This window comes from Micromonospora sp. CNZ309 (genome assembly GCF_002846525.1).
In genome coordinates this window covers 4,229,903-4,255,213 of record NZ_PJNG01000001.1, presented here as the reverse complement: position 1 = coordinate 4,255,213, position 25,311 = coordinate 4,229,903, and the positions used below count along the sequence as shown (strand labels likewise).

General features: G+C 75.4%; 23 protein-coding genes. 17 read left to right on the top strand and 6 right to left on the bottom strand.

Translation table 11 applies throughout. From position 1 onward, the window contains the following. The first annotated feature begins 20 nt into the window (after positions 1 to 20). From rplM to glmM, 3 genes are all read left to right on the top strand, one after another. Positions 21 to 464, top strand: a complete 444-nt coding sequence (gene rplM, locus CLT72_RS17620; protein WP_088998398.1) for a 50S ribosomal protein L13 — start codon at positions 21 to 23, stop codon at positions 462 to 464. Positions 465 to 484: 20 nt separating this feature from the next. After that, positions 485 to 949 (top strand): 30S ribosomal protein S9, encoded by a 465-nt coding sequence (gene rpsI / locus CLT72_RS17615; protein ID WP_088998399.1) that lies wholly within the window; start codon positions 485 to 487, stop codon positions 947 to 949. Positions 950 to 1,059: 110 nt separating this feature from the next. Next, positions 1,060 to 2,415 carry a phosphoglucosamine mutase gene (glmM, locus tag CLT72_RS17610; protein WP_101412773.1) on the top strand — a complete coding sequence of 452 codons (1,356 nt, stop codon included), beginning with the start codon at positions 1,060 to 1,062 and terminating at the stop codon, positions 2,413 to 2,415. Between the two features lie 159 nt (positions 2,416 to 2,574). On the opposite strand, the gene CLT72_RS17605 is transcribed toward glmM, so the two are convergent. Then, positions 2,575 to 3,321: an ABC transporter ATP-binding protein gene (locus CLT72_RS17605; protein WP_101412772.1), complete on the bottom strand. Its 747-nt coding sequence runs from the start codon at positions 3,319 to 3,321 to the stop codon at positions 2,575 to 2,577. Positions 3,322 to 3,323: 2 nt separating this feature from the next. Beyond that, positions 3,324 to 6,152, bottom strand: a complete 2,829-nt coding sequence (locus CLT72_RS17600; protein ID WP_101412771.1) for an FtsX-like permease family protein — start codon at positions 6,150 to 6,152, stop codon at positions 3,324 to 3,326. Positions 6,153 to 6,250: 98 nt separating this feature from the next. On the opposite strand from CLT72_RS17600, the gene CLT72_RS17595 reads away from it, so the two are divergent. After that, complete coding sequence (locus CLT72_RS17595) at positions 6,251 to 6,859, top strand: PadR family transcriptional regulator (protein ID WP_158242038.1); 609 nt, start codon at positions 6,251 to 6,253, stop codon at positions 6,857 to 6,859. A 51-nt stretch (positions 6,860 to 6,910) separates the two neighbouring features. On the opposite strand, the gene CLT72_RS17590 is transcribed toward CLT72_RS17595, so the two are convergent. Further along, positions 6,911 to 8,101 carry a pyridoxal phosphate-dependent aminotransferase gene (locus tag CLT72_RS17590; RefSeq protein WP_101412769.1) on the bottom strand — a complete coding sequence of 397 codons (1,191 nt, stop codon included), beginning with the start codon at positions 8,099 to 8,101 and terminating at the stop codon, positions 6,911 to 6,913. Between the two features lie 203 nt (positions 8,102 to 8,304). Between CLT72_RS17590 and glmS the strand changes: the two genes are divergently transcribed. Next, complete coding sequence (gene glmS, locus CLT72_RS17585; RefSeq protein ID WP_088998405.1) at positions 8,305 to 10,218, top strand: glutamine--fructose-6-phosphate transaminase (isomerizing); 1,914 nt, start codon at positions 8,305 to 8,307, stop codon at positions 10,216 to 10,218. A 66-nt stretch (positions 10,219 to 10,284) separates the two neighbouring features. Here the strand turns inward: glmS and CLT72_RS17580 are convergent, their stop codons facing one another. Next, positions 10,285 to 12,168, bottom strand: a complete 1,884-nt coding sequence (locus CLT72_RS17580) for an alpha/beta hydrolase family protein (RefSeq protein WP_486484272.1) — start codon at positions 12,166 to 12,168, stop codon at positions 10,285 to 10,287. Then, positions 12,165 to 12,461 (bottom strand): type VII secretion target, encoded by a 297-nt coding sequence (locus tag CLT72_RS17575; protein WP_101412768.1) that lies wholly within the window; start codon positions 12,459 to 12,461, stop codon positions 12,165 to 12,167. The genes CLT72_RS17580 and CLT72_RS17575 overlap by 4 nt, the downstream gene beginning before the upstream one ends. Positions 12,462 to 12,636: 175 nt before the next feature. Here CLT72_RS17575 and CLT72_RS17570 point away from each other — a divergent pair, with 175 nt between their 5' ends. The 6 genes from CLT72_RS17570 (at position 12,637) to ung (ending at position 18,114) form a co-directional block, all read left to right on the top strand. Next, complete coding sequence (locus CLT72_RS17570; RefSeq protein WP_101412767.1) at positions 12,637 to 13,005, top strand: holo-ACP synthase; 369 nt, start codon at positions 12,637 to 12,639, stop codon at positions 13,003 to 13,005. Positions 13,006 to 13,056: 51 nt separating this feature from the next. Then, a complete protein-coding gene (locus tag CLT72_RS17565) occupies positions 13,057 to 14,526 on the top strand; it encodes an NAD(P)H-hydrate dehydratase (RefSeq protein WP_101412766.1) in 1,470 nt (489 codons plus the stop codon). Positions 14,527 to 14,666: 140 nt separating this feature from the next. Beyond that, the gene (gene alr, locus CLT72_RS17560) at positions 14,667 to 15,785 is read left to right on the top strand and encodes an alanine racemase (protein WP_101412765.1); all 1,119 of its coding nucleotides are present in this window, start codon (positions 14,667 to 14,669) and stop codon (positions 15,783 to 15,785) included. Beyond that, complete coding sequence (locus CLT72_RS17555) at positions 15,782 to 16,873, top strand: alpha/beta fold hydrolase (RefSeq protein ID WP_101412764.1); 1,092 nt, start codon at positions 15,782 to 15,784, stop codon at positions 16,871 to 16,873. Before alr ends, CLT72_RS17555 begins: the two co-directional genes overlap by 4 nt. Beyond that, positions 16,870 to 17,352, top strand: a complete 483-nt coding sequence (gene tsaE / locus CLT72_RS17550; RefSeq protein WP_101412763.1) for a tRNA (adenosine(37)-N6)-threonylcarbamoyltransferase complex ATPase subunit type 1 TsaE — start codon at positions 16,870 to 16,872, stop codon at positions 17,350 to 17,352. Before CLT72_RS17555 ends, tsaE begins: the two co-directional genes overlap by 4 nt. A gap of 60 nt (positions 17,353 to 17,412) precedes the next feature. Continuing rightward, entirely contained in the window at positions 17,413 to 18,114 is a 702-nt protein-coding gene (gene ung / locus CLT72_RS17545; protein WP_101412762.1) for a uracil-DNA glycosylase, read from the top strand. A gap of 30 nt (positions 18,115 to 18,144) precedes the next feature. Here the strand turns inward: ung and CLT72_RS17540 are convergent, their stop codons facing one another. Further along, the gene (locus CLT72_RS17540) at positions 18,145 to 18,870 is read right to left on the bottom strand and encodes a helix-turn-helix domain-containing protein (protein WP_101412761.1); all 726 of its coding nucleotides are present in this window, start codon (positions 18,868 to 18,870) and stop codon (positions 18,145 to 18,147) included. A 390-nt stretch (positions 18,871 to 19,260) separates the two neighbouring features. On the opposite strand from CLT72_RS17540, the gene tsaB reads away from it, so the two are divergent. From tsaB to CLT72_RS17510, 6 genes are all read left to right on the top strand, one after another. After that, a complete protein-coding gene (gene tsaB / locus CLT72_RS17535; RefSeq protein WP_101412760.1) occupies positions 19,261 to 19,938 on the top strand; it encodes a tRNA (adenosine(37)-N6)-threonylcarbamoyltransferase complex dimerization subunit type 1 TsaB in 678 nt (225 codons plus the stop codon). Beyond that, positions 19,935 to 20,390: a ribosomal protein S18-alanine N-acetyltransferase gene (rimI, locus tag CLT72_RS17530; protein ID WP_101412759.1), complete on the top strand. Its 456-nt coding sequence runs from the start codon at positions 19,935 to 19,937 to the stop codon at positions 20,388 to 20,390. The genes tsaB and rimI overlap by 4 nt, the downstream gene beginning before the upstream one ends. Beyond that, positions 20,387 to 21,433, top strand: a complete 1,047-nt coding sequence (tsaD, locus tag CLT72_RS17525; RefSeq protein WP_101412758.1) for a tRNA (adenosine(37)-N6)-threonylcarbamoyltransferase complex transferase subunit TsaD — start codon at positions 20,387 to 20,389, stop codon at positions 21,431 to 21,433. Before rimI ends, tsaD begins: the two co-directional genes overlap by 4 nt. A gap of 17 nt (positions 21,434 to 21,450) precedes the next feature. Further along, a complete protein-coding gene (locus CLT72_RS17520) occupies positions 21,451 to 21,705 on the top strand; it encodes a hypothetical protein (protein WP_088998417.1) in 255 nt (84 codons plus the stop codon). Positions 21,706 to 21,808: 103 nt separating this feature from the next. After that, positions 21,809 to 23,509: an ABC transporter ATP-binding protein gene (locus CLT72_RS17515; RefSeq protein ID WP_101412757.1), complete on the top strand. Its 1,701-nt coding sequence runs from the start codon at positions 21,809 to 21,811 to the stop codon at positions 23,507 to 23,509. Further along, positions 23,509 to 25,311: an ABC transporter ATP-binding protein gene (locus tag CLT72_RS17510; protein ID WP_101412756.1), complete on the top strand. Its 1,803-nt coding sequence runs from the start codon at positions 23,509 to 23,511 to the stop codon at positions 25,309 to 25,311. The genes CLT72_RS17515 and CLT72_RS17510 overlap by 1 nt, the downstream gene beginning before the upstream one ends.

The following is a 25,311-nucleotide window of genomic DNA, read 5'->3' as shown; positions in this document are numbered from 1 at the left end:
CGACGAGACAAGGTATACCTGTGCGTACGTACAGCCCGAAGCCGGGTGAGATCGAGCGTCAGTGGCACGTCATCGACGCCTCTGATGTCGTGCTGGGCCGCCTGGCCACCCACGCCGCCACGCTGCTGCGCGGCAAGCACAAGCCGACTTTCGCGCCGCACGTCGACACGGGCGACTTCGTCGTCATCGTGAACGCGGGCAAGGTCGCGCTGACCGGCAACAAGCGCCACACCAAGGTCGCCTACCGCCACTCCGGCTACCCGGGTGGTCTGAAGCAGGTCGGCTACGACGAGCTGCTGACCAAGCGTCCCGAGCGGGCCATCGAGCTGGCCGTCAAGGGCATGCTCCCGCACAACAAGCTCGGCCGTCAGCTCATCAAGAAGCTGAAGGTCTACGCCGGTGCCGAGCACCCGCACGGCGCGCAGCAGCCGGTGCCGTTCGAGATCAAGCAGATCGCGCAGTGAGCGCGGGCGAAGGAAACAGCATGACCGACATCACCGAGACCGAGGTCGCCCCCGAGGCCACCGAGGCGCCGGCGCCCGTCGCCCGCGCGCCGCGTGGTGACCGCCCGATCCAGACCGTGGGTCGTCGCAAGGAGGCCATCGTCCGGGTGCGCATCGTCCCCGGCAGCGGCAAGATCACCTGCAACGGCCGTGACCTCGAGGCCTACTTCCCGAGCAAGGTGCACCAGCAGCTCATCAAGGACCCGCTGGTCACCGCCGAGAAGCCGGAGGCGTTCGACGTCATCGCCAACCTGCGTGGCGGGGGCACCACCGGTCAGGCCGGCGCGCTGCGGCTCGCCATCGCCCGGGCCCTGATCGTCAACGAGCCGGACGACCGCCCGGCGCTGAAGAAGGCCGGCTTCCTCACCCGGGACGCCCGGGTCAAGGAAAGCAAGAAGTACGGCCTCAAGAAGGCCCGCAAGGCTCCCCAGTACTCGAAGCGCTGATCAACAGCTGCACGTTGTACTTCTGACGAACGGCCGGGTTCACCTCCCCTGGATGGGAGGTGGCCCGGCCGTTCGCCTTTCCTGGACCGTTTCATCGGAGGTTGGCGGGTATGGGCCGGTTGTTCGGCACGGACGGCGTACGCGGGCGGGCGAACGCGGATCTCACGCCTGAGTTGGCGCTGGCGGTGGCGGTCGCCGCCGCGCACACACTCGCCGAGTCGGACCGGAGCCATCCCCCGCTGGCCGTGGTCGGGCGCGACACCCGGGCCAGCGGCGAGATGCTGGAGGCCGCCGTGGTCGCCGGCCTCACCAGCGCCGGCGCCAACGTGGTCCGCGTGGGCGTGCTGCCCACCCCGGCCGTGGCGTTCCTCACCGCCGAGGCCAAGGCCGACCTGGGCGTGATGCTCTCCGCCTCGCACAACCCGATGCCCGACAACGGGATCAAGCTCTTCGCCGCCGGCGGGCACAAGCTGCCGGACGAGATCGAGATGCGGATCGAGGCGGCCGTCGAGGCGAACGCCACCACCGCCTGGAAGCGGCCGATCGGCGCCGGCGTCGGGCGGGTGCACGACCTGCTCGACGGCGCCGACCACTACGTGCAGCACCTGATCGGCACGGTGCCGCACCGCCTCGACGGGATCAAGGTCGTGGTCGACTGCGCCAACGGCGCGGCGGCCGAGGTGGCGCCGGTGGCGTACCGGGAGGCCGGTGCCGAGGTCGTCGCCATCCACGCCGAGCCGGACGGGCTCAACATCAACGACGAGTGCGGCTCCAACCACATCGAGGCCCTGCGGGCCGCCGTGGTCGAGCACGGCGCGCACCTGGGCATCGCCCACGACGGCGACGCCGACCGGTGCGTCGCGGTGACCGCCGACGGGGACGAGGTCGACGGCGACCAGGTGATGGCGATCCTCGCGCTCGCCATGCGGGAGGCCGGCACGCTCACCGACGACACCCTCGTCGCCACCGTGATGAGCAACCTCGGCCTGCGGCTGGCCATGTCCGCGCAGGGCATCCGGCTCCTCGAGACCAAGGTCGGCGACCGGTACGTGCTGGAGGAGCTGCGCGCGTCCGGCCTGGCGCTGGGCGGCGAGCAGAGCGGGCACATCGTCATGCCGGCGTACGCCACCACCGGCGACGGCGTGCTGACCGGGCTGCACCTGATGTCCCGGCTCGCCGCCACGGGCAGGTCCCTCGCGGAGCTGGCCGCCGTGGTCACCAAGCTGCCGCAGGTGCTGATCAACGTGCCGGTCGGCGACCGTACGGTCGGCGCCGCCGCGCCCGCCGTCCGGGCCGAGGTCGAGCGGGCCGAGGCGGAGCTGGGGGAGACCGGGCGGGTGCTGCTGCGTCCCTCCGGCACCGAGCCGCTGGTCCGGGTCATGGTCGAGGCGGCCACCGAGCGCGCCGCCCGCGAGACGGCCGAGCGCATCGCCGAGCAGGTCCGCACCGCCAGCCCGACCGCCTGACTTCTCCCGGCTGCCCGGGTCCGCCGCCGGCGGACCCGGGCAGCCGCATTTCCGGGTCGCTTCGACGGCCGGTGCCGCGCCCAGCCACCCGCGCAGCCGTCGCGGCGTCGGCACCGGCGTCGGCACCGACGACGGCGCCGACGGCGCCCGGAAGCGGTTCTACAGGCGCAGGCCGGCGGCGCGCCGGAAGGTGGCCGCCGGGTCCTCGCCGTGGGTGAGGTCCACGTCCTCCACGACCCGCCCGTCGCCGAGGCGGACGAGCCGGTCGCACCGGGCGGCCACCGCCCGCTCGTGCGTGGCGAGCAGGATCGTCATGCCGTGCCGGTCGCGCAGATCCAGCAGCAGGTCGAGGATCTGCCCGCCGGTGGCCGAGTCGAGGTTGCCGGTCGGCTCGTCGGCGAGCAGCAGCCCTGGGGAGCCCATCAGCGCCCGGGCGATCGCGACCCGCTGCTGCTGACCGCCGGAGAGCTGAGCCGGCAGGGCCCGCTCGCGCCCGGCCAGGCCCACCGCGTCGAGCAGCTCCCGGGCCCGGGCGGCGTGGTCGGACCGCCCGCGCCGGGGCAGCACCGGCGCGGTCACGTTGTCCAGCACGGTGAGCGCGGGCAGCAGGTGGTAGCGCTGGAAGACGAAGCCGACCCGCTGCCGGTACCGCGTGAGGGCGGCGCGGCCGAGCGCGGTGATCTCCCGCTCGTCCACGGTGATCGTGCCGGCGTCCACCTGCTCGATCGCGCCGATCATGTGCAGCAGCGTCGACTTGCCGGAGCCGCTGGGCCCGGTAAGCGCCACCACCGTCCCCGCCGGGATCTCCAGGGACACGTCGTCGACCGCCGTCACCCGCTGCGGGCCGGCCCCGAAGCGCCGGACCAGCCCGGCGACCCGGACCGTGCTGCCCGTCGTCCTCTCCATCGTCACTCCTCCGCGAGCAGTCGGGCGGTCGGCAGCCGGCGCAGCAGCGCGGCCGGGACCAGGGCGGCCACCGAGGTGACCAGGACACCGGCCACCGCCACCAGCGCGGCGACCGTGACCAGGGTGCCGGGCAGGGCGCCGACCAGCCAGGCCGTCCCGGCCAACCCGAGGCCGGCGCCGGTGACCGCGCCGAGCACTCCGAGGGCCAGGCCCTCGTAGCCGATCAGCCGGCCCAGCGCGGCGTCGCTCCAGCCGATCGCGCGCAGGGTCGCCAGCTCGGCGGCCCGGTCCCGGATGTTGAGGTAGAGCACGTCGGCGACCGCGGCGGCACCGAGCAGCACCGTCGCCACGGCGGCCATGGTGTCCGCGCCCCGCACGCTCAGCGACACCGTGTCGCCGAGCAGACTGCCGACGATGGCGCCGCGGAACGCGTACCCGGCGGCGGCGACCAGGGTCAGCGCGGCCACCCCGATGGCCAGCGCGCCGGCCCCGAGCAGGGTGCGGCCGGGCGTGCGGGCCAGGTTGGCCAGGGCCAGGCCGGCCAGGGTGCGCGGCCGGCGTACCCAACGGACCGTCGCCACCGCCGGGCGCAGCGCGGCGGCCGGGTGGGCACGCGTGGCCCGCAGGGCCGGCGCCAGGCCCGCCACCAGCGCCAGCAGCAGCGCCACCGGTACGGCCAGCAGCGCCCGCCGCCACCCCACGTCGATGTCGAGCGCGACCCCGAGCGGGACCGCCAGCGCCAGCGCGAGCAGCCCGGCGGCCAGCCCGAGGGCGGCCACCTCGCCGAGGATCAGCGCGCCGATCCGCCGGGCCGGCCAGCCCAGGCAGGCGAGCACGGCGAGTTCGGAGCGTCGGTCGCGGACGGCGGCGGCGACCGCGTTGCCGAGGAAGAGCGCGCAGACCACCAGCACCAGTACGAAGAGCGCGACGCTCTTGCGGTCCACCGCCTTCGTGATCACCGAGGCAACCCCGAGCGCCGACCAGCTCTCGGTCAACCGCAGGGCGGGGCGGCCGAACGACCCGGCGGGCAGCTCCACGGCCTGCGGGGCCGGGGAGGAACCGAGCGTGATGTCGACGTCGAGCCCGGTGATCTGGGCGATCCGCTCGGCGACCAGCCGGACCCGCTCGGCGGAACGTTCGCTGTAGCCGCCGACGTCGGCGACCCGGACCCGGATCGCGCTGATCGGGGCGCTGAGCTGCGGGCTGCCGCCGCCGGCCAGCAGCTTCGGCACGCTGGCCAGGCTGGTCAGCAGCAGCGGCGGGGCGGAGAGGTGGCCGGCCGGGTTGCCACCCGGCTCCAGCGGACGGCCGCCCAGGGCGTCGCGGCTGCGGGCGTCCGCGCCCTGCGCCGACGGCGGCTCGTACGTCTCCAGCGGCACCCGCCCGAGGTCACTGAAGCCGGTCAGCTTCGCCGGGTCGAAGACCCCCACGGCCCGCCAGCCCCGGTACGGGTTGCCCGACCTGTCGGTCTTCAGCGGGACCTTGCGCAGCGACCGCGCCCCCGTGTCCCCGGCCAGCCAGGGACGCGGGTAGGGGTTGAACGTGGCCTGGTCGCCGTAGACCGTTGGATCGGCCGCGGGGAGCGCGTCGACCCGCAGCGTGCCGTCGGGCAGCCGGTCGTAGCGGGTCGGCCCGGCCTGCACCATCGTCTGGAGCTGGCCGAAGCAGCAGCCGTCCGAGGAGAGACCCGTGGCGAGCCGGGTACGCCAGCCGGTGGCGACGTCCTGGCGGGCGTCGCCGGCGGGAAGCGCGGGACCACGCCCCAGGACCCGTTCCAGCTCGGCGAGTCCGACCCCGGCCGGGCGGGCCGCGGGCAGCCGGGTGAAGCTGGCGTGCAGTTCCTCGTCGACGAAGGGGCTGCTGGTCGCGAGCACCGGCACGGTGTGGACCTCCCCCGAGCCGGCCCGCCTGACGCTCACCGTGTCGTCCGGGTTCAGCGCCCGGCCGTCGACCACCGCGCCGCCGAGACCCACGAGGCGGTCCTCGGCGGCCGGCTCCACGGCGGCGAGCAGGAGCGGCACCGTCAGGTGGACCGCGATCCGCAGCCGGTCCGAGGTGGACGAGGAGCGCGTCCCCCCGTCGGCGAGGACGCCCGCGCCGGCCTCGAACCGGCCGTCGGGGAGCAGCCGCGCGGCCACCAGCGACCACTCCTCCCGCTCGGAGTACGCGCCCGGGCTGCCCAGGGCGAACCGGGGGTCGCAGACGGCCCGGGTGTGGCCGTCGGGCAGCACCTCGCGGGGCGCGGGCCCGCACGCGCCGGCCCACGGATAGGTGCGCCCGTCGGTGTAGGGGGTGGCGTCGCTGGACTGGGCGACGTCGGTGCGGGGGTAGATCAACGGGTGGGTGGTGACGTACACGAAGCGGGGCCGGCCCGGCGCGCCGGAGAGGCCGCGCTCGGCGACGAACCGGGGGTCGACGCGGATGACCTGCCGGTCGAGCGAGCGGTCGACGGCGTCGGTCAGGTCCAGCGGGGTCGGCACCGGGGCGGTGGAGTATCCGAGCATCGCGATGGGGGCGGCGACGTCCACCCCGGCGACCGCCTTCACCTGCTCGTACTGCGCCGTGGTGATGCCGCCGAAGAGGCCGGAGAGGTAGTTGGGCTGGACGAGCCGGCGTTCGGCCTCCAGCGGGGTGCGGGTGCCCTTCGGACGGACCAGGATGTCGTAGGCGGCCTCGGTGTTGCGTTCGACGGTGCCGGTGACGTCGAGGCGGGAGGCGGTGGTGGCGCCGGTCAGCACGACGAAACCGGTGGTCGCCACCAGTACGCCGAGCAGCAGCGCCACCGACCGTCCCGCACGGCCGCGAAGCTGCCTCCAGATGATGTTGAGCATGTCGCGCCTCCCCGTGTGCTGAGCACACTGTGCGCGATACATTGTGACAATGCAAGACCCGGCGGGCGGCCAGCCTCGGGTCGGATCGGAGTTTGACGGTGGCGATACAGCACGCGGTCCTGGCCCTGCTCGCCGGCGGCCCCAGCTACGGCTACGAGCTGAAGGGCGCCTTCGAGGAGGCGGTCGGCCCGCAGTGGGGGCCGCTCAACATCGGCCACCTCTACCAGATCCTCGACCGGCTCTCCCGCGACGGTCTGGTGGTGGCCGAGCGGCATCCCCAGCCGGTCAAACCCGACCGGGTGGTCTACGAGATCACCCCGGAGGGCCGGGCCGAGCTGGCGCGATGGCTCGGCGAGCCCAGCCCGCGCAGCGGCGGGTTCCGGGACGACTTCTTCCTCAAGGTGACCGCCGCGGCCCGCTCCGGCGAGCCGACCACCGTGCGGACGGTGCTCGGCAACCAGCGCGGTCACCTGATGCGGGAGCTGCGCAACCTCGACGGGCTGCGCCGCGCGGCCGACGATCCGGTGGTCGGCCTGCTGCTCTCGGCGGCGGCCCGGCACGTCGAGGCCGACCTGGCCTTCGTCGACGACGCCGAGGCGGTGCTGCTCGCGGACGGCGCAGCGGCGCTCGCCCGGCTCCGGGCGACGCCCCGCTCCGAGGACGCGCCGTCGCAGCGCCGGGACGGCCCGACCCGGGCGGCCGGCTGACGGGGCAGGCGTACGCGGCGGTCAGCCGGCTGACGGTCAGGCGTACGCGGGTCAGGCGGTCGCCAGGCGACGCAGTCGGTCGACCGCCTCGGCCAGCACCTCGGGGCGCTTGCAGAAGGCGAAGCGGACGAGGTGCCGGCCCGCCTCCGCGTCGTCGTAGAAGACCTGCGTCGGCACGGCGACCACGCCGCAGCGCTCGGGCAGCGACCGGCAGAACTCCACCCCGTCCCGGCTGCCGAGCCCGCTGACGTCGGCGGTGACGAAGTAGGTGCCCTCCGGCGCGAGCACCTCGAAGCCGGCGTCGGTCAGCCCGCCGACGAGCTGGTCGCGGCGGGCCCGCATGCCGTCGCGGAAGTCGCTGAAGTAGTCGTCCGGCAGGGCGAGGGCCACCGCGACCGCCGGCTGGAGCGGCGCGGCGTTGACGAAGGTGAGGAACTGCTTCACCCGCAGCACCGCCGACACCAGGGCCGCCGGCCCGCTCGCCCAGCCGACCTTCCAGCCGGTGCAGAAGAACGTCTTGCCGGCCGACGAGATGCGCAGGGTGCGCTCGCGCATCCCGGGCAGCGTGGCCAGCGGCACGTGCGGGGTGGCCGCGTCGGTGAAGACCAGGTGCTCGTAGACCTCGTCGGTCACCGCGTACGCGTCGTGCTCCCGGCACAGCTCGGCGATCAGCGCCAGCTCGTCGGGGGTGAACACCTTGCCGGTCGGGTTGTGCGGCGAGTTCAGCAGCACGAGCCGGGTACGCGGGCCGAACGCGGCGCGCAGGGCGGCCGGGTCGAAGGCGTACCGGCCGTCGGCGGCGGGACGCAGCGTGACCGGGCGCCGGACCGCTCCGGCAAGGGCGATGGAGGCGGCGTACGAGTCGTAGTAGGGCTCGAAGCAGACCACCTCGTCGCCCGGCTCGCAGAGCCCGAGGATGGCGGCGGCGATCGCCTCGGTGGCGCCCGCGGTCACCACGATCTCGCCGTCCGGGTCGTACTCCAGCCCCCAGAACCGGCGCTGGTGCGCCGCCACCGCCGCGCGCAACGCCGGGATGCCGGGGCCCGGCGGGTACTGGTTCTGCCCGGTGCGCAGCGCCTGCGCGGCGGCGGCGAGCATCTCCGGCGGCCCGTCGGTGTCGGGGAAGCCCTGCCCGAGGTTGACGGCGCCGGTGCGGACGGCGAGGGCGGACATCTCGGCGAAGATGGTCGTCCCGAACGGACGCATCCGGGCCACCAGCGGATCCACGTCGGCGGTCGTCACGCCCGTCAGCCTACGGACTCCCGGCGCGGCTTCAACCCCCCGCTGGGGCCGCCGCCACGCCCGGAAGCGGCTCCGGCGCCCCCGCCTGCCGGCGGCAGTATGTCACCGAGCGTGTCGATTCCCCTCCGATCGCTCAAGTTGGCTGATCGTTTGGCCGGCTTTCGCGCACGCGCGATGAGTGGAACTAGGTTAGGCTGCGGGTCATGTGTGGAATCGTTGGTTACGCCGGCGCGCGCCCGGCGCTCGGCATCGTGCTCGACGGACTGCGGCGGCTGGAATACCGCGGCTACGACTCGGCCGGCGTCGCCATCGTCTGCGACGGCGCGCTGCTGACCGAGAAGAAGGCCGGCAAGCTGGCCAACCTGGAGAAGGTGCTCTCCGAGCGGGCCGCCGAGGATCCCACGTCCTGCGCGGCCAGCCCGATCGGCATCGGGGACGGCACCACCGGCATCGGGCACACCCGCTGGGCCACCCACGGCGGCCCGACCGACCGCAACGCCCACCCGCACCTGGCCCCCGACGGCCGCGTCGCCGTGATCCACAACGGCATCATCGAGAACTTCGCGAAGCTGCGCGCCGAGCTGGAGGCCGACGGCGTCCAGTTCACCAGCGACACCGACACCGAGTGCGCGGCGCACCTGCTCTCCGCCGCGCTCGCCGACCTGCGCGCCGCCGGCCACCCCGACGGGCCGCAGCTGCTCGCCGCCGGCATGCGGGTGGTCTGCCAGCGACTGGAGGGCGCGTTCACGCTGCTCGCCGTCGACGCCGCGGTGCCGGGCGCGGTGGTCGGCGCCCGCCGCAACTCCCCGCTCGTCGTCGGGCGCGGCGACGGGGAGAACTACCTGGCCAGCGACGTGGCCGCGTTCATCGAGCACACGCGGGAGGCGGTGGAGCTCGGCCAGGACCAGATCGTCCTCATCACCGGCGACACCATCGAGATCACCGACTTCGCCGGCCAGCCCGCCAGCGGCAAGGACTTCCACATCGACTGGGACTCCTCCGCCGCCGAGAAGGGCGGCTACGACTGGTTCATGCTCAAGGAGATCGAGGAGCAGCCGCAGGCCATCGCCGACACGCTGCTCGGCCGGCTCACCGACTCCGGCGAGATCATGCTCGACGAGGTCCGCCTCAGCGACCAGGACCTGCGCGACGTCGACAAGATCTTCATCGTCGCCTGCGGCACCGCGTACCACTCCGGCCTGGTCGCCAAGTACGCCATCGAGCACTGGACCCGGATCCCGTGCGAGGTGGAGCTGGCCAGCGAGTTCCGCTACCGCGACCCGGTCCTCGACCGGTCCACGCTGATCGTGGTGATCTCGCAGTCCGGCGAGACGATGGACACCCTGATGGCGCTGCGGCACGCCAAGGAGCAGAAGGCCCGCGTCCTGGCCATCTGCAACACCAACGGCTCCACCATCCCCCGCGAGTCCGACGCGGTCCTCTACACCCACGGCGGGCCGGAGATCGCCGTCGCCTCCACCAAGGCGTTCCTCACCCAGCTCGTCGCCTGCTACCTGATCGGCCTGCACCTGGCGCAGGTGCGCGGCATCAAGTTCGCCGACGAGGTGGCCGCCGTGGTCGCCCAGCTCCAGGAGATGCCGGGCAAGCTGCGCGAGCTGCTGGAGCGCATCGAGCCCGTCCGCGAGCTGGCCCGCGACCTGAAGGCCGAGCCGACCGTGCTCTTCATCGGCCGGCACGTCGGCTACCCGGTGGCCTTGGAGGGCGCGCTCAAGCTCAAGGAGCTGGCGTACATGCACGCCGAGGGTTTCGCCGCCGGCGAGCTGAAGCACGGCCCGATCGCGCTGATCGACAAGGGCACCCCGGTGATCTGCATCGTGCCGTCCCCGGTCGGCCGGGGCATGCTGCACGACAAGGTGGTCTCCAACATCCAGGAGGTACGCGCGCGCGGCGCCCGGACCATCGTGATCGCGGAGGAGGGCGACGAGGCGGTCGTCCGCTACGCCGACCACCTGATCTACGTGCCGCGTACGCCGACGCTGCTCGCGCCGCTGGTCACGACCGTGCCGTTGCAGGTCATGGCGGCCGAGATCGCCGCCGCCCGGGGGCACGACGTGGACCAGCCCCGCAACCTGGCCAAGTCGGTGACGGTCGAGTAGCCCGCACCGCCGCGCCGCGGGCCCCCGTCCACCCGCCGGTGGGCGGGGGCCCGCCGCGTGCGCGGGTCACCGGCCGAGCACCACCCGGGCCATCCCGTCGAGGGCCGGGTTGCCGGCTTCCCAGTAGCCGGTGTGCCCGTGCCGGCCGCTGGGGAACGTACGCCCGCCGAAGCCCGGGTGGGACGGATCCTGCCCGAACCACAGCTCCCGCTCCGGCGCGCCGAGCAGTGCCCCGATCGCCGGGCCGACCGGCGACGCGCCCAGCAGGGCCCGGCGGGCCAACTCGTCCGGGGACCGGGCCCACCGGATCACGTCGTCCGGCGCGGTGCTCGCCCAGACCTGCCCGGACGGCAGGCCCAGCTCGCCCGCGTGCGCGACGCCCACCCCGGGCGAGCCGACGAAGACCAGCGCGTCGGCGGCCAGCCCATGGTCGCGGGCGGCCGTGCCGACCACCAGCGAGCCGTAGCTGTGCCCGAGCACGGTCTGCCGGGCCGGTGGGTCGTCGTGGGTCGCCCGCAGCCCCTCCTGGAAGCGGTGCAGCGCCGGGCCGGCGTCCCGGGCCTGGCCCGGCCACGCCGCCTCGTGCAGGAAGTCGGGCGCGTCGTAGTCCAGCCAGAGCACGGCGGCGGCCTCCTGCCCGGAGTCGAGCGCGCCGCAGCGGGACAGCACCCGGGCCGCCCGACCCAGCTCGCCGGGCACGTCGTGCAGGCCGGAGGTCATCCCCGGCACGTAGGTCAGCACCCGGGCCGACCGGTCCGGGTTGCCCAGTGCCACCACCGCCCGCCCCTCACCGGCCGTGCCCAGCCCCAGCAGGTAGGCCCGGGGCTGCTCGTCGCCGGCCAGGCGGGCGGCCAGCGCGTCCAGCCCCGCCAGGGACTTCCCGACACGCGCCAGCCCGGCCAGCTCGACCGGCCCGCGCGGCACCCGCTCCAGCAGCCGTCGCCGCGCGGCCAGCAACTCCTCCCGGCGCGCCCCGAGGAGCAACCGGTTGGCCTGGTCCCGGGCGGCCACCGGCAGCCCGTCGAGGCGGCCGACCAGCCCCGGCTCGTACGCGACCAGCCACCGGCGCTGCGCCGGGGTGAGCCCCGCCCACCACGCCCGAACCGTGGCCGGGTCGGCGCCGGGTGCCGGGCGACCGGGCGGCGGCGCGTCGGCCCATGCCACGCGGGCGCCGTCGGCCAGCGCGTCCAGCCGGGCCGCGGCCTCCCGGTCGGCCGTACCGGCCAGTTCCAGCGCCGCCCGGATCGCCGCCCCCGCCCCGGCCGGGTCCGTCCCGGATCCGCCCCCTCCGCCCGAGCCGGACCCACCGGATACGCCTGCGCCAGTTCCGCCCGCGCCGGACCCGCCCGTGCCGGTTCCGGGGGCGTTCGCGCCGGCTGCGCCCGGGTCGGCCCGGCCCGTTCCGGGACGGGCGGTCGCCGGGGCGCGGGCGGGGCCGGCGGTGACCCGGCCCTGGCGGTCCACCAGCAGCCCGGCCGCCTCGGCGTGGGCCACGGCGGCGGCGAGCCGGGCCTTGGCGACGCCCAGCCGGGCGGCGAACTCCGCCAGCACCTGGTCGGCCTCGATCAGGGCGGGGCGGACGGCCGTCAGCTCACCGCGCAGCGCCGCGAGCCGGGCGTCGGCGGCGTCGGCCGCCCCACCCGACCAGCCGCCCCGCAGCACCGCCGCGCCGGCGGCCAGCTCGCCGGCCCGGTGGGCCGCCGGCTCGGTCAGCCCCCGCCAGGCGGCCCCGGCGGCCCGCCACGCGTCGGGATCGGCCGCCCACAGTTGCCGGTAGGAAACGTCCGCCGCCCGGTGGCCGACGTCCGCCGCCCGGTCGGCGGGGTGCGCCGGACGCGTCGGGGGTGCCGGGGGCGTCGGAGGGTCCGGGCGCGCCGGATGCCCGGCCCGGGCCACGGGAGCCGACGTCAGGGCCGCCGGACCCGGTGCCGGGGGTGCCGGGGCGGTCACCGGGACAGCGCGGTGAGCCGGCCGGCCGCCCGGTCGTCCACCGTCTCGTACGCCTCGGCGGCCGTCCGGACCGCCCCGGCCGTGCCGGCGACCCGGGCGGCGAGCCCACAGAACCAGGCGTGCACGGCCGACTCCAGCCCGCCCAGCGCCGGACCGGCCGACCACTGCGGGGCCGGCACCATCAGCCCGGACGCCCCGGCCAGCCCGTGCCCCAGCCGGTACGCGTCGTCGTCGAGCCCGTGCGCGGCCCGGCGCAGCACGTCGGGTCGTACGGTCAACGGCTCCTCGGTCATCCTCGGCCCCCCGCCTCGCGGAAACATCGACGGCTGCGACGCTAGGCGCCGTCCACACCCCGGCGCGTGCCCTGTGGACGGCGGCCCCGGCGGCCCACGGCCGGTCGTCCACAGGCGTTGCCGCACGCGCAACCGGCGGCTAATGTGCGTCCGCCCGCGCCGGTAGGGTGAGCGGGTGATCGTCGCTGTCGGCATCGACGTCGTCCTCGTCGAGCGGTTCGCCAAGGCACTGGCACGCACACCGCTGCTCGCCGACCGGCTCTTCACGGAGGCCGAGCGCCGCACGCGCTCGGGCAACCCGCGCTCGCCCGAGTCCCTGGCGGCCCGCTTCGCCGCCAAGGAGGCGGTCGCCAAGGCGCTCGGCGCACCGGCCGGCCTGAGCTGGCACGACTGCGAGATCGTGCCGGACCCGGACGGCCGGCCCTGGCTGACGGTCTCCGGCACGGTGGCGGCGGCGGCCACCGAACGCGGGGTCAACCGCTGGCATGTCTCGTTGTCGCACGACGGCGGGATCGCCTCGGCGATGGTGGTCGCGGAACGGTGATCGGGGCGGGCCGGTTCGCGGCACGCCGGTAGTCGGACGGGACGGGGTGGCATGAGACAGGTGTGGCGGGTCGCGGACGTACGCGCGGCGGAGGCTGGCCTGATGGCCACGCTCCCCGCCGGGACGCTGATGAAGCGGGCGGCCGCCGGGCTGGCCCGCCGCTGCGCCCTGCTGCTCGCCGAGCGGGGCGGCGTCTACGCCGCGCGGGTGCTGCTGCTGGTCGGCTCCGGCGACAACGGCGGCGACGCGCTCTACGCCGGCGCGCACCTGGCCCGGCGGGGCGCGGCCGTGTCGGCGCTGCTGCTGACCCCCGGCCGGGCGCACGCGGAGGGGCTGGCCGCGCTGCGGGCCGCGGGCGGGCGGGTCGTCGACCGGCCGCCGGGGACCGTCGACCTGGTGCTGGACGGCATCGTCGGCATCGGCGGGCGCGGCGGGCTGCGCGACACCGCCGACCAGCTCGCCGCCAGCCTCGTACGGCACTGCGGCCGCGACGGCGCCCCCGCCGCGGTCGTCGCCGTGGACGTGCCCAGCGGGGTGGCGGTCGACACCGGCCACGTGCCGCTGACCGCCTCCGGCCGCCCCAGCGCCGTACGGGCCGACGTGACGGTGACGTTCGGCGGGCTGAAGCCCGCGCTGGTGGTGGGCCCGGCCGCCGCACTCGCCGGCGAGGTGGAGCTGGTCGACATCGGGCTGGAGCCGTGGCTGCGGGGCAGCCCGGCGCTGGGCGTGACCGAGTGGTCGGACGTCGCCGACTGGTGGCCCCGGCTCGGCCCGGCCTCCGAGAAGTACACCCGGGGCGTGGTGGGCGTCGCGACCGGTTCGGCGACCTACCCCGGCGCGGCCGTGCTCTCGGTCGCGGGCGCACTGGCCGGCCCGACGGGTCTGGTCCGCTACGCCGGCTCGGCACGGGCCGACGTGCTGCGCCGGCACCCGTCGGTGATCGCGACCGGTCGGGTCGCCGACGCCGGACGGGTACAGGCGTGGGTCTGCGGCTCCGGCCTGGGCACCGGCGAGGAGGCGGCCGGGGAGCTGCGGGCGGTGCTCGCCGCCCCGGTGCCGGTGGTGCTCGACGCCGACGCGCTGACCCTGCTGGTCGACGGCTCGCTCGCCGACCGGTTGCGCAGGCGGGATGCCCCGATCGTGGTCACGCCGCACGACCGGGAGTTCACCCGGCTCTGCGGGGAGGAACCGGGCGCCGACCGGGTGGGCGCGACGTTGCGGCTGGCCGCCTGGATGAACGCGGTGGTGCTGCTCAAGGGCGACCGCACGGTGATCGGCACGCCGGACGGCCGGGCGTACGTCAACCCGACCGGCACCCCCGCGCTGGCCACCGGGGGCACGGGCGACGTGCTGGCCGGGCTGCTCGGCGCGCTGCTCGCGGCCGGGCTGCCCCCGGAGCGGGCGGCGGCCGCCGCCGCGTACCTGCACGGGCTGGCCGGACGGGAGGCGGCCCGGGGCGGTCCGGTGACGGCGCCCGACGTGGCCGACGCCCTGCGTCCGGTCCTCGCCCGCCTGGGCTGATCCGGCTGCACCCTCCGCGTCGGCGGCGCCGCGTTCCCGTACCGGGGACCGCGGCACCCGCTGCGACCGGCTACGACCGGCGTGCGACCGGCTGCGCCGGCCTCGGTCGGGGGGATCGGCGCGGAAAGTAGGCTGGGGGCATGTGGCAGGCCGAGGTGCGCGTTGACCTGGACGCGATCCGCGAGAACGTGAGCCGGCTGAGGTCCGGCACGGGCGCCGAGCTGATGGCGGTGGTGAAGGGCGACGGCTACGGCCACGGCATGGTCCCGGCCGCCCGTGCCGCCCTCGACGGCGGGGCCGACTGGCTGGGCGTCTGCACGCTGGACGAGGCCCTCACGCTGCGCCGGGCCGGGATCGACGTACCGGTGCTGGCCTGGCTCCTCGCGCCGGGGCTGCCGCTGCACGAGGGCGTCGCCGCCGGGGTCGACCTCGGCGTCGCCAGCCTGCCCCAGCTCGCCGAGATGGTCGAGGCGGGCCGCGCCGCCGGCCGGCCGGCCCGGCTGCACCTCAAGATCGACACCGGGTTGGCCCGGGGCGGCGCGACCGTCGCCGACTGGCCGGCCCTGCTCGACGCCGCCGCCAAGGCGCAGGCCGACGGCCTGGTCGAGGTGCTCGGGGTGTGGAGCCACTTCGTGTACGCGGACTCGCCCGGCCACCCGACCATCGACCGTCAGATCGCCGTCTTCCACGAGGGGATCGGCATGGCCGAGCAGGCCGGCCTGCGGCCGCGCTACCGGCACCTGGCCAACTCGGCGGCCACCCTGACCCGGCCCGACACCCACTTCGACCTGGTCCGGCCCGGGCTGGCCGTCTACGGCCTCTCGCCGGTGGCCGGCGAGCGCTACGGGCTGCGCCCGGCGATGACCGCCCGGGCCCGGGTGATGCTGACCAAGCGCGTCCCCGCCGGTTCCGGTGTCTCGTACGGGCACACCTACACCACCGAGCGGGAGGCGAACCTCGCGGTGGTGCCGCTCGGCTACGCCGACGGGGTGCCCCGGCACGCCTCGAACAGCGGCCCGGTGCAGCTCGGCGGCAAGCGCCGGACGATCTCGGGCCGGGTCTGCATGGACCAGTTCGTGCTCGACTGCGGCGACGACCCGGTGGCCGCCGGCGACGTCGTCACCCTCTTCGGCGACGGCGCCGACGGCGGGCCCACCGCCGACGACTGGGCCGAGGCGGTCGGCACGATCAACTACGAGATCGTCACCCGGTTCGGCGGCACCCGCGTGTCCCGCGTCTACGACGGCGAGCGCCCGTGACGTCCCGATCCCGCATCCCACTGCCGCGTACCGGGCACGCCAGGGCGGCCGTCGGCGCCCTGGCCGCCGTCGGGGTCGCCGCCGCCGGGCTCGCGGCCGGCGTCGCCACCGAACGGGCCCTGGTCCGCAAGCTCAAGGCCGACCCCGCCGACCCGTACGCGGGCGAGGTCTTCGGCGACCAGCGGCACGACGAGTCCTTCCGGCTGGAGATGCCCGACGGCACCGACATCCACGTCGAGGTGGTGGAGCCGACCCGGCCCGTGCCCGGCAACCCGACCGTGGTGCTGGTGCACGGCTTCTGCCTCGACATGGGCACCTTCCACTTCCAGCGCAAGCTGCTCGCCGAGCGGGGCGAGCACCGGATCGTCGCGTACGACCAGCCCGGGCACGGCCGGTCCGGGCGGCTGGAGACCGGCGAGTACGACCTCACCGCGCTCGGCCGGACGCTGCGCGAGGTGATCGACCGGACAGCCCCGGAGGGTCCGCTGGTGCTGGTCGGCCACTCGATGGGCGGGATGACCATCATGGCGTTCGCCGAGCTGTTTCCGGAGCTGTTCGGCGACCGGGTCGTGGGCACCGTACTGATGGCCACCTCGGGCGGCCTGCTCGCCGAGACCAAGCTGGTGGCGCCCGCCCTGCTCGGCCGGGTCGGCGCGCCGGTGCTGCACATGGTCGGCAACGTCACCCGCTACGGCGGCCCCGTGATCGACCGGGCGCGCCGCTCCACCACCAACGTGGCCTGGCTGCTCACCCGCAAGTACGGCTTCGGCACCCGCCACCCCAGCGCGGCCCTGGTGTCGTACGTCGAGACGATGAACTCCCGCACGTCCGCCGACACGGTCACGCGCTACCTGCGGACGCTGGCCACGCACTCCCGGTTCCCGGCGCTCGCCGCGTTGGCGGACACCCCCGTGCTGGTGGTCGTCGGCGACAAGGACATGATCACCCCCGTGACGCACTCCGAGGAGATCGTCCGGCGGCTGCCGCACGCCGAGTTCGTCAAGATCTCCGACAGCGGGCACGTGGTGATGCTGGAGCACGCCGACGAGGTCAACGCGGCGCTGGTCCGGTTTCTGGAGGCGCTGTGAGCCACGTCGTGAAGCTGCCGACGGTCGAGGACACCCACGAGTTCGGGCGGCGGCTGGCCGGGCTGCTGCGCGCCGGCGACCTGCTGCTGCTGACCGGACCGCTCGGCGCCGGCAAGACCGCGCTGACCCGGGGCGTCGGGGCCGGGCTCGGCGTGCTCGGGGACGTCACCTCGCCCACCTTCGTGATCGCCCGGGTGCACCGGCCCGACCCGGCCCGGGGCGGCACGGTGGCGCTGGTGCACGCCGACGCGTACCGGCTGGGGGACGCCGCCGACCCGCGCGCCGAGATCGACGACCTCGACCTGGACGCCTCGGTGGACGAGTCGGTGACCGTGGTGGAGTGGGGCGAGGGCCTGGTCGAGCAGCTCGTCGACGCCCACCTGCGGGTACGCGTCGACCGGCGCGACGACGACACCCGGGTGGTCGAGCTGGAGCCGGTCGGCGGCGACTGGGCACAGCGCCTGACCGCCCTCGGGTGAGCGCTGTCGTACCGGCTGCCTAGAGTGCGCGGGACGGACCCGACAGGCGAAAGGTTGCCGATGCCCGACGACGCCCCCACCCTGGACCTGCTGGCGCTGCTGCCGGAGGACTGGCGTGCCGTGCTCACCCCGCACCTCGATCCGGCGCGCACCGCCGCCCTGGCCGAGTTCGTCGCGGGGGAGTACGCGACCCGCACCGTCTTCCCGCCGGTCGAGGACCTCTTCTCGGCCTACCGGCTGTGCGCGCCGGCCGACTGCCGGGTGCTGATCCTCGGGCAGGATCCCTACCACAAGGCGGGGCAGGCACACGGGCTCAGCTTCAGCGTGCGCGAGGGCGTGAGCGTGCCGCCCTCGCTGCGCAACGTCTTCAAGGAGCTGGGCGAGGACCTCGGCGTGCCGAAGCCGCGCGGCGGCAACCTCAGCGGCTGGGCGGCGCAGGGCGTCCTGCTGCTCAACGCGGTCCTCACCGTCCGCGAGGCGACGCCCGGCTCGCACGCCAACCGGGGCTGGGAGGAGTTCACCGACGCCACCATCCGGGCGCTCGACGCGATGGAGTCCCGGGTGGTCTTCCTGCTCTGGGGCGGCTACGCGCGCAAGAAGGCTGCCCTGGTCACCAACCCGCAGCACGTGGTGCTGGAGGCCGGGCACCCCAGCCCGATGAACCCGCGCGGCTTCCTCGGCAGCCGCCCGTTCAGCGCCGCCAACAAGGCGCTCGCCGACGCCGGCCTGCCCACGGTCGACTGGGAACGCTCAGCCGGCTGACGACGGGCCGGCACCCGGTCGGCTCCCGCCTCACGTCGGCGGGTGCTGACCGCTCGGCGGGTGCTCACCGCCGCCGCTGCGGTAGCGGCGCAGCAGCTCGGCGGCGCCCGGATCGGCCAACTCCAGCTCGACGAGCGGTACCACCGGGTAGCCGCGTCCGCCGTGGTGTACCTCGACGGCCTCCGGTAGCTCGTCGCACATGGTTGCCCGGAGCTCGCCGTACCGGGTCTGCCACCGGTGCTCGCCGGGCTCCTCGGGTTCGAGCCGCAGCCCGCCGAACTCGCCCCAGCGCTCGTTCCACCGCTGCCCGTATGCCGCGTCCAACCAGGCGGTGAACCGGGCCGAGTCACGCCAGCGGACCGCGATCTCCAGGGCGTCGACCGGTAGGGGCGCGCCCTGGAGCAGCGCGGCCGTGCCGCCCGTGAGCACGTACGGCAGGTCGCCGAGTCTGTCCAGGAACCGGTCCAGCCCGAGGGCGTCGACCCGGTCGGCGAGCGGCCGGGCGGCCAGCTCGGCGATCCGGGCGTCCAGATGCGCGTCGAGCGGTTCCACCGCGACGGTCAGCTGGACGTCCATCGCCGCGAGCAGCCGCTCCAGCACCGGCACGCTCGGCGCGCGGTCGCCGCGTTCGATGCGCGCGACCGAGGCCTGACTGACGCCTGCCAGCTCGGCCAGTTGTCGTTGGCTGAGCTTGCTCAACTCGCGCTGACGCCGGACGGCGCGGCCGAAGAGGGAGACGAGGCGGCTGGTCGACATCCCGACATGATGAACCATTGCCCCGTGCGGGCGATACCTCTCAGGCATATTTATGACAAGCAGGTATCACGGTCGTTGGGATGTGGCGGCGGGCAGGTCCACCTCGTGGTCGAGCTGGACGACGCCGATCGTCGGCGAGGAGTTCCCTCGGAGATGACCGCCGGTGGAGCCCTCCGCGCGAGCCTGAGCCGCACGAGCCTGAGCCGCACGACCGGGATCTCTACCCGCAGGCCCGACCCGGCCGCCGGCGCATCCCGGCGTCGGCAAACCCGAGCGCCGCATGGCCGGACGCGGGACGTCGGAGCGCCGGCTGGTGCGAGTGCCGGCACACCCGGGGATGGGGAAGGGCGTCACCGGGGGTGACGAAGGGGGCGGCTAGGCTGGCTCACCGTGCTGGTACTGGTGGTGGACAGCTCGACGCCCGCGGTGACCGCGGCGTTGGTGGAGGTCGCGGCGGACGGCGTGACGCCCCGCGCGTACCGCTGCACGGTCGACGCCCGCGCCCACGGCGAACTGCTCGCGCCGCAGGTCGACGCTGTGCTCGCCGAGGCCGGTGCCCGTCCCGCCGACCTGGGCGCGATCGTCGCCGGGCTCGGCCCCGGCCCGTACACCGGGCTGCGGGTGGGGCTGGTCACCGCCGCCACCATCGGCCAGGTGCTGGGCGTCCCGACGTACGGCGTCTGCTCGCTGGACGCCATCGGCCACCCGGCGGCCGCCGGCGAGCCGGTGCTGGCGGCGAGCGACGCGCGCCGCCGGGAGATCTACTGGGCGGTGTACGACGGCGCGGGCCAGCGGATCGTCGGGCCGGAGGTCTCCGTGCCGGCGGTCGCCGCCGAACGCGCCCGAGGGCTGGCCGTCACGGCTGCGGTCGGTGACGGCGCGCACCGGTACGCGGACGCGCTCGACCTGCCCGTACGGGACGAGCCCCGCTACCCGGACGCGGCCGTGCTGGCGGCTTTGGCCGGCGAGCGCATCCGGGCCGGCGCCCCCTCGGAGGCGCTCACCCCGCTCTACCTGCGCCGCCCGGACGCCGTGGCGGCGACCGCCCGAAAGCCGGTCCTGCCATGACGGTTCGCTTGGAGCGGTTCCGGTGGTGGCACGTCGACGAGGTGCTGCCGATCGAGGCGGACCTGTTCGGTGCCGAGCAGTGGTCGGCGGCGATGTTCTGGAACGAGCTGGCCAACGGCCACTTCTACCTGGTCGCCACCGACGACGGCGAGGTGCTCGGCTACGCCGGCCTCGCCGTGGCACCACCCGACGAGGCGTGGGTGCAGAACGTCGCGGTGCGCCGGGACGCCCAGCGGCGCGGCATCGGGCGGCTCCTGCTGGAGGCGCTGCTCGCCGAGGCCGCCCGGCTCGGCGCCCGCAGCACGCTGCTGGAGGTCGCGGCGGACAACGCCCCCGCCCAGAAGCTCTACGCGACGTACGGCTTCGAGCCGATCGGCGTGCGGCGCGGCTACTACCAACCGAGCAACACCGACGCGCTGGTCATGCAGCGCAGCGCAGGATGTGGGCGATGACTGACGAACCCCTGATCCTCGGCATCGAGACCTCCTGCGACGAGACCGGGGTCGGCATCGTACGCGGGCACACCCTGCTGGCCGACGCGCTCGCCTCCAGCGTCGAACAGCACGCCCGCTTCGGCGGTGTGGTGCCCGAGGTGGCCAGCCGGGCCCACCTGGAGGCCATCGTGCCGACCATGCAGCGGGCGTTGACGGAAGCGGGGGTGACCCTCGCCGACATCGACGCGATCGCGGTCACCTCGGGGCCGGGGCTGGCCGGCGCGCTGCTCGTCGGGGTGGCCGCCGCGAAGGGCTACGCCATCGCCGCCGAGAAGCCGGTCTACGGCGTCAACCACCTGGCCGCGCACGTCGCCGTGGACACCCTGGAACACGGCCCGCTGCCCGAGCCGGCGATCGCCCTGCTGGTCTCCGGCGGGCACTCCTCCCTGCTGCTCGTCGACGACCTGGCCCGGGGCGTCACCCCGCTCGGCGCCACCATCGACGACGCGGCCGGCGAGGCGTTCGACAAGGTGGCCCGGCTGCTCGGGCTGCCGTTCCCCGGCGGCCCGTACATCGACCGGGAGGCCCGGGCCGGCGACCCGGCCGCCATCGGGTTCCCGCGTGGCCTGACGGCCGCCAAGGACCTCGCCGCCCACCGCTACGACTTCTCCTTCTCGGGGCTGAAGACGGCGGTGGCCCGGTGGGTCGAGGCGCGGCAGCGGGCCGGCGAACCGGTGCCGGTCGCCGACGTCGCCGCGTCCTTCCAGGAGGCGGTGTGCGACGTGCTGGTACGCAAGGCGCTGGACGCCTGCCGGGCCAACGGCGTCGAGACGCTGGTGATCGGCGGGGGCGTGGCGGCCAACTCCCGGCTGCGGGCTATGGCCGAGCACCGCGCCGCCGCACACGGCATCCGCGTCCGGGTGCCCCGCCCCGGGCTCTGCACCGACAACGGCGCGATGGTCGCCGCCCTCGGCTCGCACCTGGTCTCCGCCGGTGTCGCGCCGAGCCGGCTGGACCTGCCCGCTGACTCCGCCATGCCGCTGACCACGGTCAGCGTGTGAACCCGAGGACGGCTGACGTGATCGTGCGGATGTGGGAGGCGCGGGCGGAGCCGTACGGCGTGACGGACCTGATCACCTGGGTCTGCGACACCGCGCTGCCGGAGTTCGAGCACGACCCGATGCACCTGTCCAGCGAGGTGTTCTCCTCCACCGACCACCGGGTGGTGGTCATCTCCAAGTGGCGCAGCAACCCTCGCCCGCTGCCGGCGCCGCCCGCGATGCTGCTCGCCCGCCCGCCGCACTCGTGGGACTTCACCCAGGTCGACCGCTGAGGCGGGGCCGGCCGGGCGACGGCGGAAGTTGCGTGAGCCACGGCACGCCGAGGCGGTAAATGGTTGGCGGCGTGACCGGCCCGCCACCTAGCGTCGGTGGGCCATGCGCTTCACACCGGCCGGGGACCCCGGCGTACCCGACATCCGCTCGGCGACCCGCTACCTCGTGTGGCTCGCCGGGCGGCACAAGGCGCTGCTCACCGTCGGCATCCTGCTGGGCGTCGTGTGGATGGTCGCCCAGGCGCTGGTGCCGGCGGCCGTCGGCCGGGCCGTCGACGGGCTCACCCGCCGCGACGAGGACGCCCTGCTCACCTGGGGACTGGTGCTGTTCGGGCTGGGCGTGCTCCAGGCGGTCGCGGGGATCCTGCGGCACCGCTGCGCGGTGCACAACTTCCTCGCCGGCGCGTACGGGACGGTGCAGTTGACCGTTGGCGCGGCGAACCGGCTCGGTGCCGCGCTGCCCCGCCGCGTCTCCGCCGGCGAGGTGGTGAGCATCGGTACGGCCGACATCAGCCAGATCGGTTCGGCCATCGACATCACCGCCCGGGGCGCCGGCGCGGTCGTGGCGATCGTGACCGTCGGGGTGATCCTGCTCGGCGCCTCCGTGCCGCTCGGGCTGGTCGTGGTGCTGGGCGTACCGCTGCTGATGGCGGTCGTCGGGCTGCTCATCCGGCCGCTGCACCGGCAGCAGCAGGCGTACCGGGACTCGGAGGGGGCGCTGACCGCGCGGGCCGGCGACATCGTCTCCGGGCTGCGGGTGCTGCGCGGCGTCGGCGGCGAACCGGTGCTCTCCCACCACTACCGGGCGCGCTCGCAGGCGCTGCGCGCCGACGGGCTGCGGGTGGCCCGCATCGAGTCGCTGCTGGAGGCGGCCCAGGTGCTGCTCCCGGGGGCGTTCCTGGTGCTGGTCACCTGGCTCGGCGCCCGGTTCGCGCTGCGTGGCGAGATCAGCGCCGGCGAACTCGTGGCGTTCTACGGCTACACCGCGTTCCTGGTCAGCCCGCTGCGGCAGCTCACCGAGGCGGTGGACAAGCTGACCCGCGGGCACGTCGCCGCCCGGCGGGTGGTGCGGCTGCTGCGGCTCACCCCGGAACTGCTCGACCCGGCGCGCCCGGCCGCCCTGCCGGACGGCCCCGGCGAGTTGGTCGACGTGGCCTCCGGCGTGACGGTACGGCCGGGCCAGCTCACCGCGCTCGCGGCCACCGCGCCCGAGGACGCGGTGGCGATCGTGGACCGCCTCGGCCGGTACGTCGACTCGGACGCGACGCTGCACGGCGTACCGCTGCGGGAGGTGGCGCTGCCGACGGTGCGCGAGCGGATCCTGGTGGCCGACAACGACGCGCACCTGTTCACCGGCCCGCTGCGCGCGGAGCTGGACCCGCACGACCGGGCCGACGACGCGACGATCGCGGCGGCGCTGGCGGCGGCGAGCGCGACCGACATCGTCGAGGCCCTGCCGGCGGGGCTGGACAGCCCGGTCGCCGAGCGCGGCCGGGAGTTCTCCGGCGGCCAGCAGCAGCGGCTGCGGCTGGCCCGGGCCCTGGTCGCCGACCCGGAGACCCTGCTGCTGGTGGAGCCGACGAGCGCCGTGGACGCGCACACCGAGGCCCGCATCGCCGACCGGCTCGGCGCCGCCCGGGCGGGCCGGACCACCCTGGTCTGCACCACCAGCCCGCTCGTGCTGCACCGCGCCGACCATGTGATCTTCGTGGAGGACGGCAAGGTGGTGGCCGAGGGGGCGCACACCGCACTGCTCGACGGCGAGCCGCGCTACCGGGCGACGGTCAGCCGGGGGGAGGACTGATGGCCACCGCACTGCCCGTCGCCGACGGGCGCCAGGTGCGCCGCTACGCCCGCACGCTGGCCCGCCGGCACCCAAGGGCGCTCGGGGTCGCGCTGGGCCTGCACGCGCTGGCCGCCGCGGCCGGGCTCGTCGCGCCGTGGCTGCTCGGCGACCTGGTCGAGGGGATCTCGCGCGGCACGTCCGGCGTAACCGTCGACCGCATCGCCCTGCTGATCGCCGGGTTCGTGCTGGTGCAGTCGGTGCTGGTCCGCTTCGCCCACCTGGCGTCGGCTCGCCTCGGCGAGCGGGTGCTGGCCGAGCTGCGCGAGGAGTTCGTCGACCGGATCCTGGCGTTGCCGCTGGCCACCGTCGAGCGGGCCGGCACTGGCGACCTGCTCACCCGGACGTCCCGGGACGTCTCCGCGCTGTCGCGGACGGTCCGGTTCGCCGTACCGGAGACGCTGATCGCGGTCGTCACCGGCTGCTTCATCGTCGGCGCGCTGCTCCTGGTCGACCCGCTCTTCGCGCTGCCGTGCCTGCTCGCGGTGCCGCTGCTGTGGGCCGGCACCCGCTGGTACCTGCGCCGCGCCCCTGCCGGCTACCTGCGGGAGAACGCCGCCTACTCCGACATCACCGACGGCATCAGCGAGACCGTCGAGGGTTCGCGGACCACGGAGGCGTTGCGGCAGCAGGCGCGCCGCCGGGCCCGCACCGACGCCGACATCCGCCGGTCGTACGCGGCCGAGCGCTACACCCTGCGGCTGCGCACGGTGTTCTTCCCGGTCGCCGAGATCGGCTACGTGCTGCCGGTGGTGGCGACGCTGCTCATCGGCGGCTGGTTCTACCTGAAGGGCTGGGTGAGCCTCGGCGAGGTCACCGCCGCCACCCTCTACGTGCAGCAGCTGATCGACCCGGTCGACCGGCTGCTCTCCTGGCTGGACGAGTTGCAGGTCGGCGGAGCCTCGATGGCCCGGCTGCTCGGGGTGGCCGCCGCCGACGCGCCGCCCGGCGCACCGGCCCCGCCCGTCGGCGCGACGGTCCCGCCCGGCGTGGGTTCCCCAGGCCCGGCCGATCCCGCGCCACCGGGGGACCGGCGGCTCGCCGCCCGGGACGTCCGGTACGCGTACCGGGAGGGCCGGGACGTGCTGCACGGGGTGACCCTGGTGCCGGAACCGGGGGAGAAGCTGGCCATGGTGGGTCCGTCGGGCGCCGGCAAGTCCACGCTCGGTCGGCTGCTCGCCGGGGTGCACGCGCCCCGCACCGGCTCGGTCACGGTGGCCGGTCGACGCCTCGACGAGCTGCCCCTGGCCGAGCTGCGTACGCACGTCGCCCTGGTCACCCAGGAACACCACGTCTTCATCGGTACGCTGCGCGAGAACGTGGCGATGGTGCGACCGGGGGCCGACGAGTCGGCGGTCCGGTCGGCGCTGGCCGCCGTCGACGCGCTCGACTGGGCCGACGGGCTGCCGGACGGGCTGGACACGCTGGTCGGCGCCGGCGGGCACCCGCTGTCGCCCGCGCAGGCGCAGCAGCTGGCGCTGGCCCGGCTGGTGCTGGCCGACCCGCACACCCTGGTGCTCGACGAGGCCACCTCGTTGATCGATCCCCGCGCGGCCCGGCACCTGGAACGGTCCCTCGCGGCCGTCCTCGCGGGCCGTACGGTCGTGGCCATCGCGCACCGCCTCTTCTCGGCGCACGACGCGGACCGGGTGGCGGTGGTGGAGGACGGGCGGATCGCCGAGATCGGCTCGCACGACGAGCTGGTCGCGGCCGACGGCTCCTACGCGGCCCTCTGGCGCTCCTGGCACGGCACCGCCTCCTGA

What these genes read in the sequence shown, in the direction of transcription:
- CLT72_RS17565 (WP_101412766.1), top strand. Translation starts at nt 13,057, where the DNA reads ATGAGACAGGTGTGGCGGGTCGCGGACGTACGCGCGGCGGAGGCTGGC.
- CLT72_RS17510 (WP_101412756.1), top strand. Translation starts at nt 23,509, where the DNA reads ATGGCCACCGCACTGCCCGTCGCCGACGGGCGCCAGGTGCGCCGCTAC.
- glmM (WP_101412773.1), top strand. Translation starts at nt 1,060, where the DNA reads ATGGGCCGGTTGTTCGGCACGGACGGCGTACGCGGGCGGGCGAACGCG.
- alr (WP_101412765.1), top strand. Translation starts at nt 14,667, where the DNA reads ATGTGGCAGGCCGAGGTGCGCGTTGACCTGGACGCGATCCGCGAGAAC.
- CLT72_RS17600 (WP_101412771.1), bottom strand. Translation starts at nt 6,152, where the DNA reads ATGCTCAACATCATCTGGAGGCAGCTTCGCGGCCGTGCGGGACGGTCG.
- CLT72_RS17515 (WP_101412757.1), top strand. Translation starts at nt 21,809, where the DNA reads ATGCGCTTCACACCGGCCGGGGACCCCGGCGTACCCGACATCCGCTCG.
- CLT72_RS17540 (WP_101412761.1), bottom strand. Translation starts at nt 18,870, where the DNA reads ATGTCGACCAGCCGCCTCGTCTCCCTCTTCGGCCGCGCCGTCCGGCGT.
- glmS (WP_088998405.1), top strand. Translation starts at nt 8,305, where the DNA reads ATGTGTGGAATCGTTGGTTACGCCGGCGCGCGCCCGGCGCTCGGCATC.
- CLT72_RS17605 (WP_101412772.1), bottom strand. Translation starts at nt 3,321, where the DNA reads ATGGAGAGGACGACGGGCAGCACGGTCCGGGTCGCCGGGCTGGTCCGG.
- tsaD (WP_101412758.1), top strand. Translation starts at nt 20,387, where the DNA reads ATGACTGACGAACCCCTGATCCTCGGCATCGAGACCTCCTGCGACGAG.
- ung (WP_101412762.1), top strand. Translation starts at nt 17,413, where the DNA reads ATGCCCGACGACGCCCCCACCCTGGACCTGCTGGCGCTGCTGCCGGAG.
- rimI (WP_101412759.1), top strand. Translation starts at nt 19,935, where the DNA reads ATGACGGTTCGCTTGGAGCGGTTCCGGTGGTGGCACGTCGACGAGGTG.
- rpsI (WP_088998399.1), top strand. Translation starts at nt 485, where the DNA reads ATGACCGACATCACCGAGACCGAGGTCGCCCCCGAGGCCACCGAGGCG.
- CLT72_RS17575 (WP_101412768.1), bottom strand. Translation starts at nt 12,461, where the DNA reads ATGACCGAGGAGCCGTTGACCGTACGACCCGACGTGCTGCGCCGGGCC.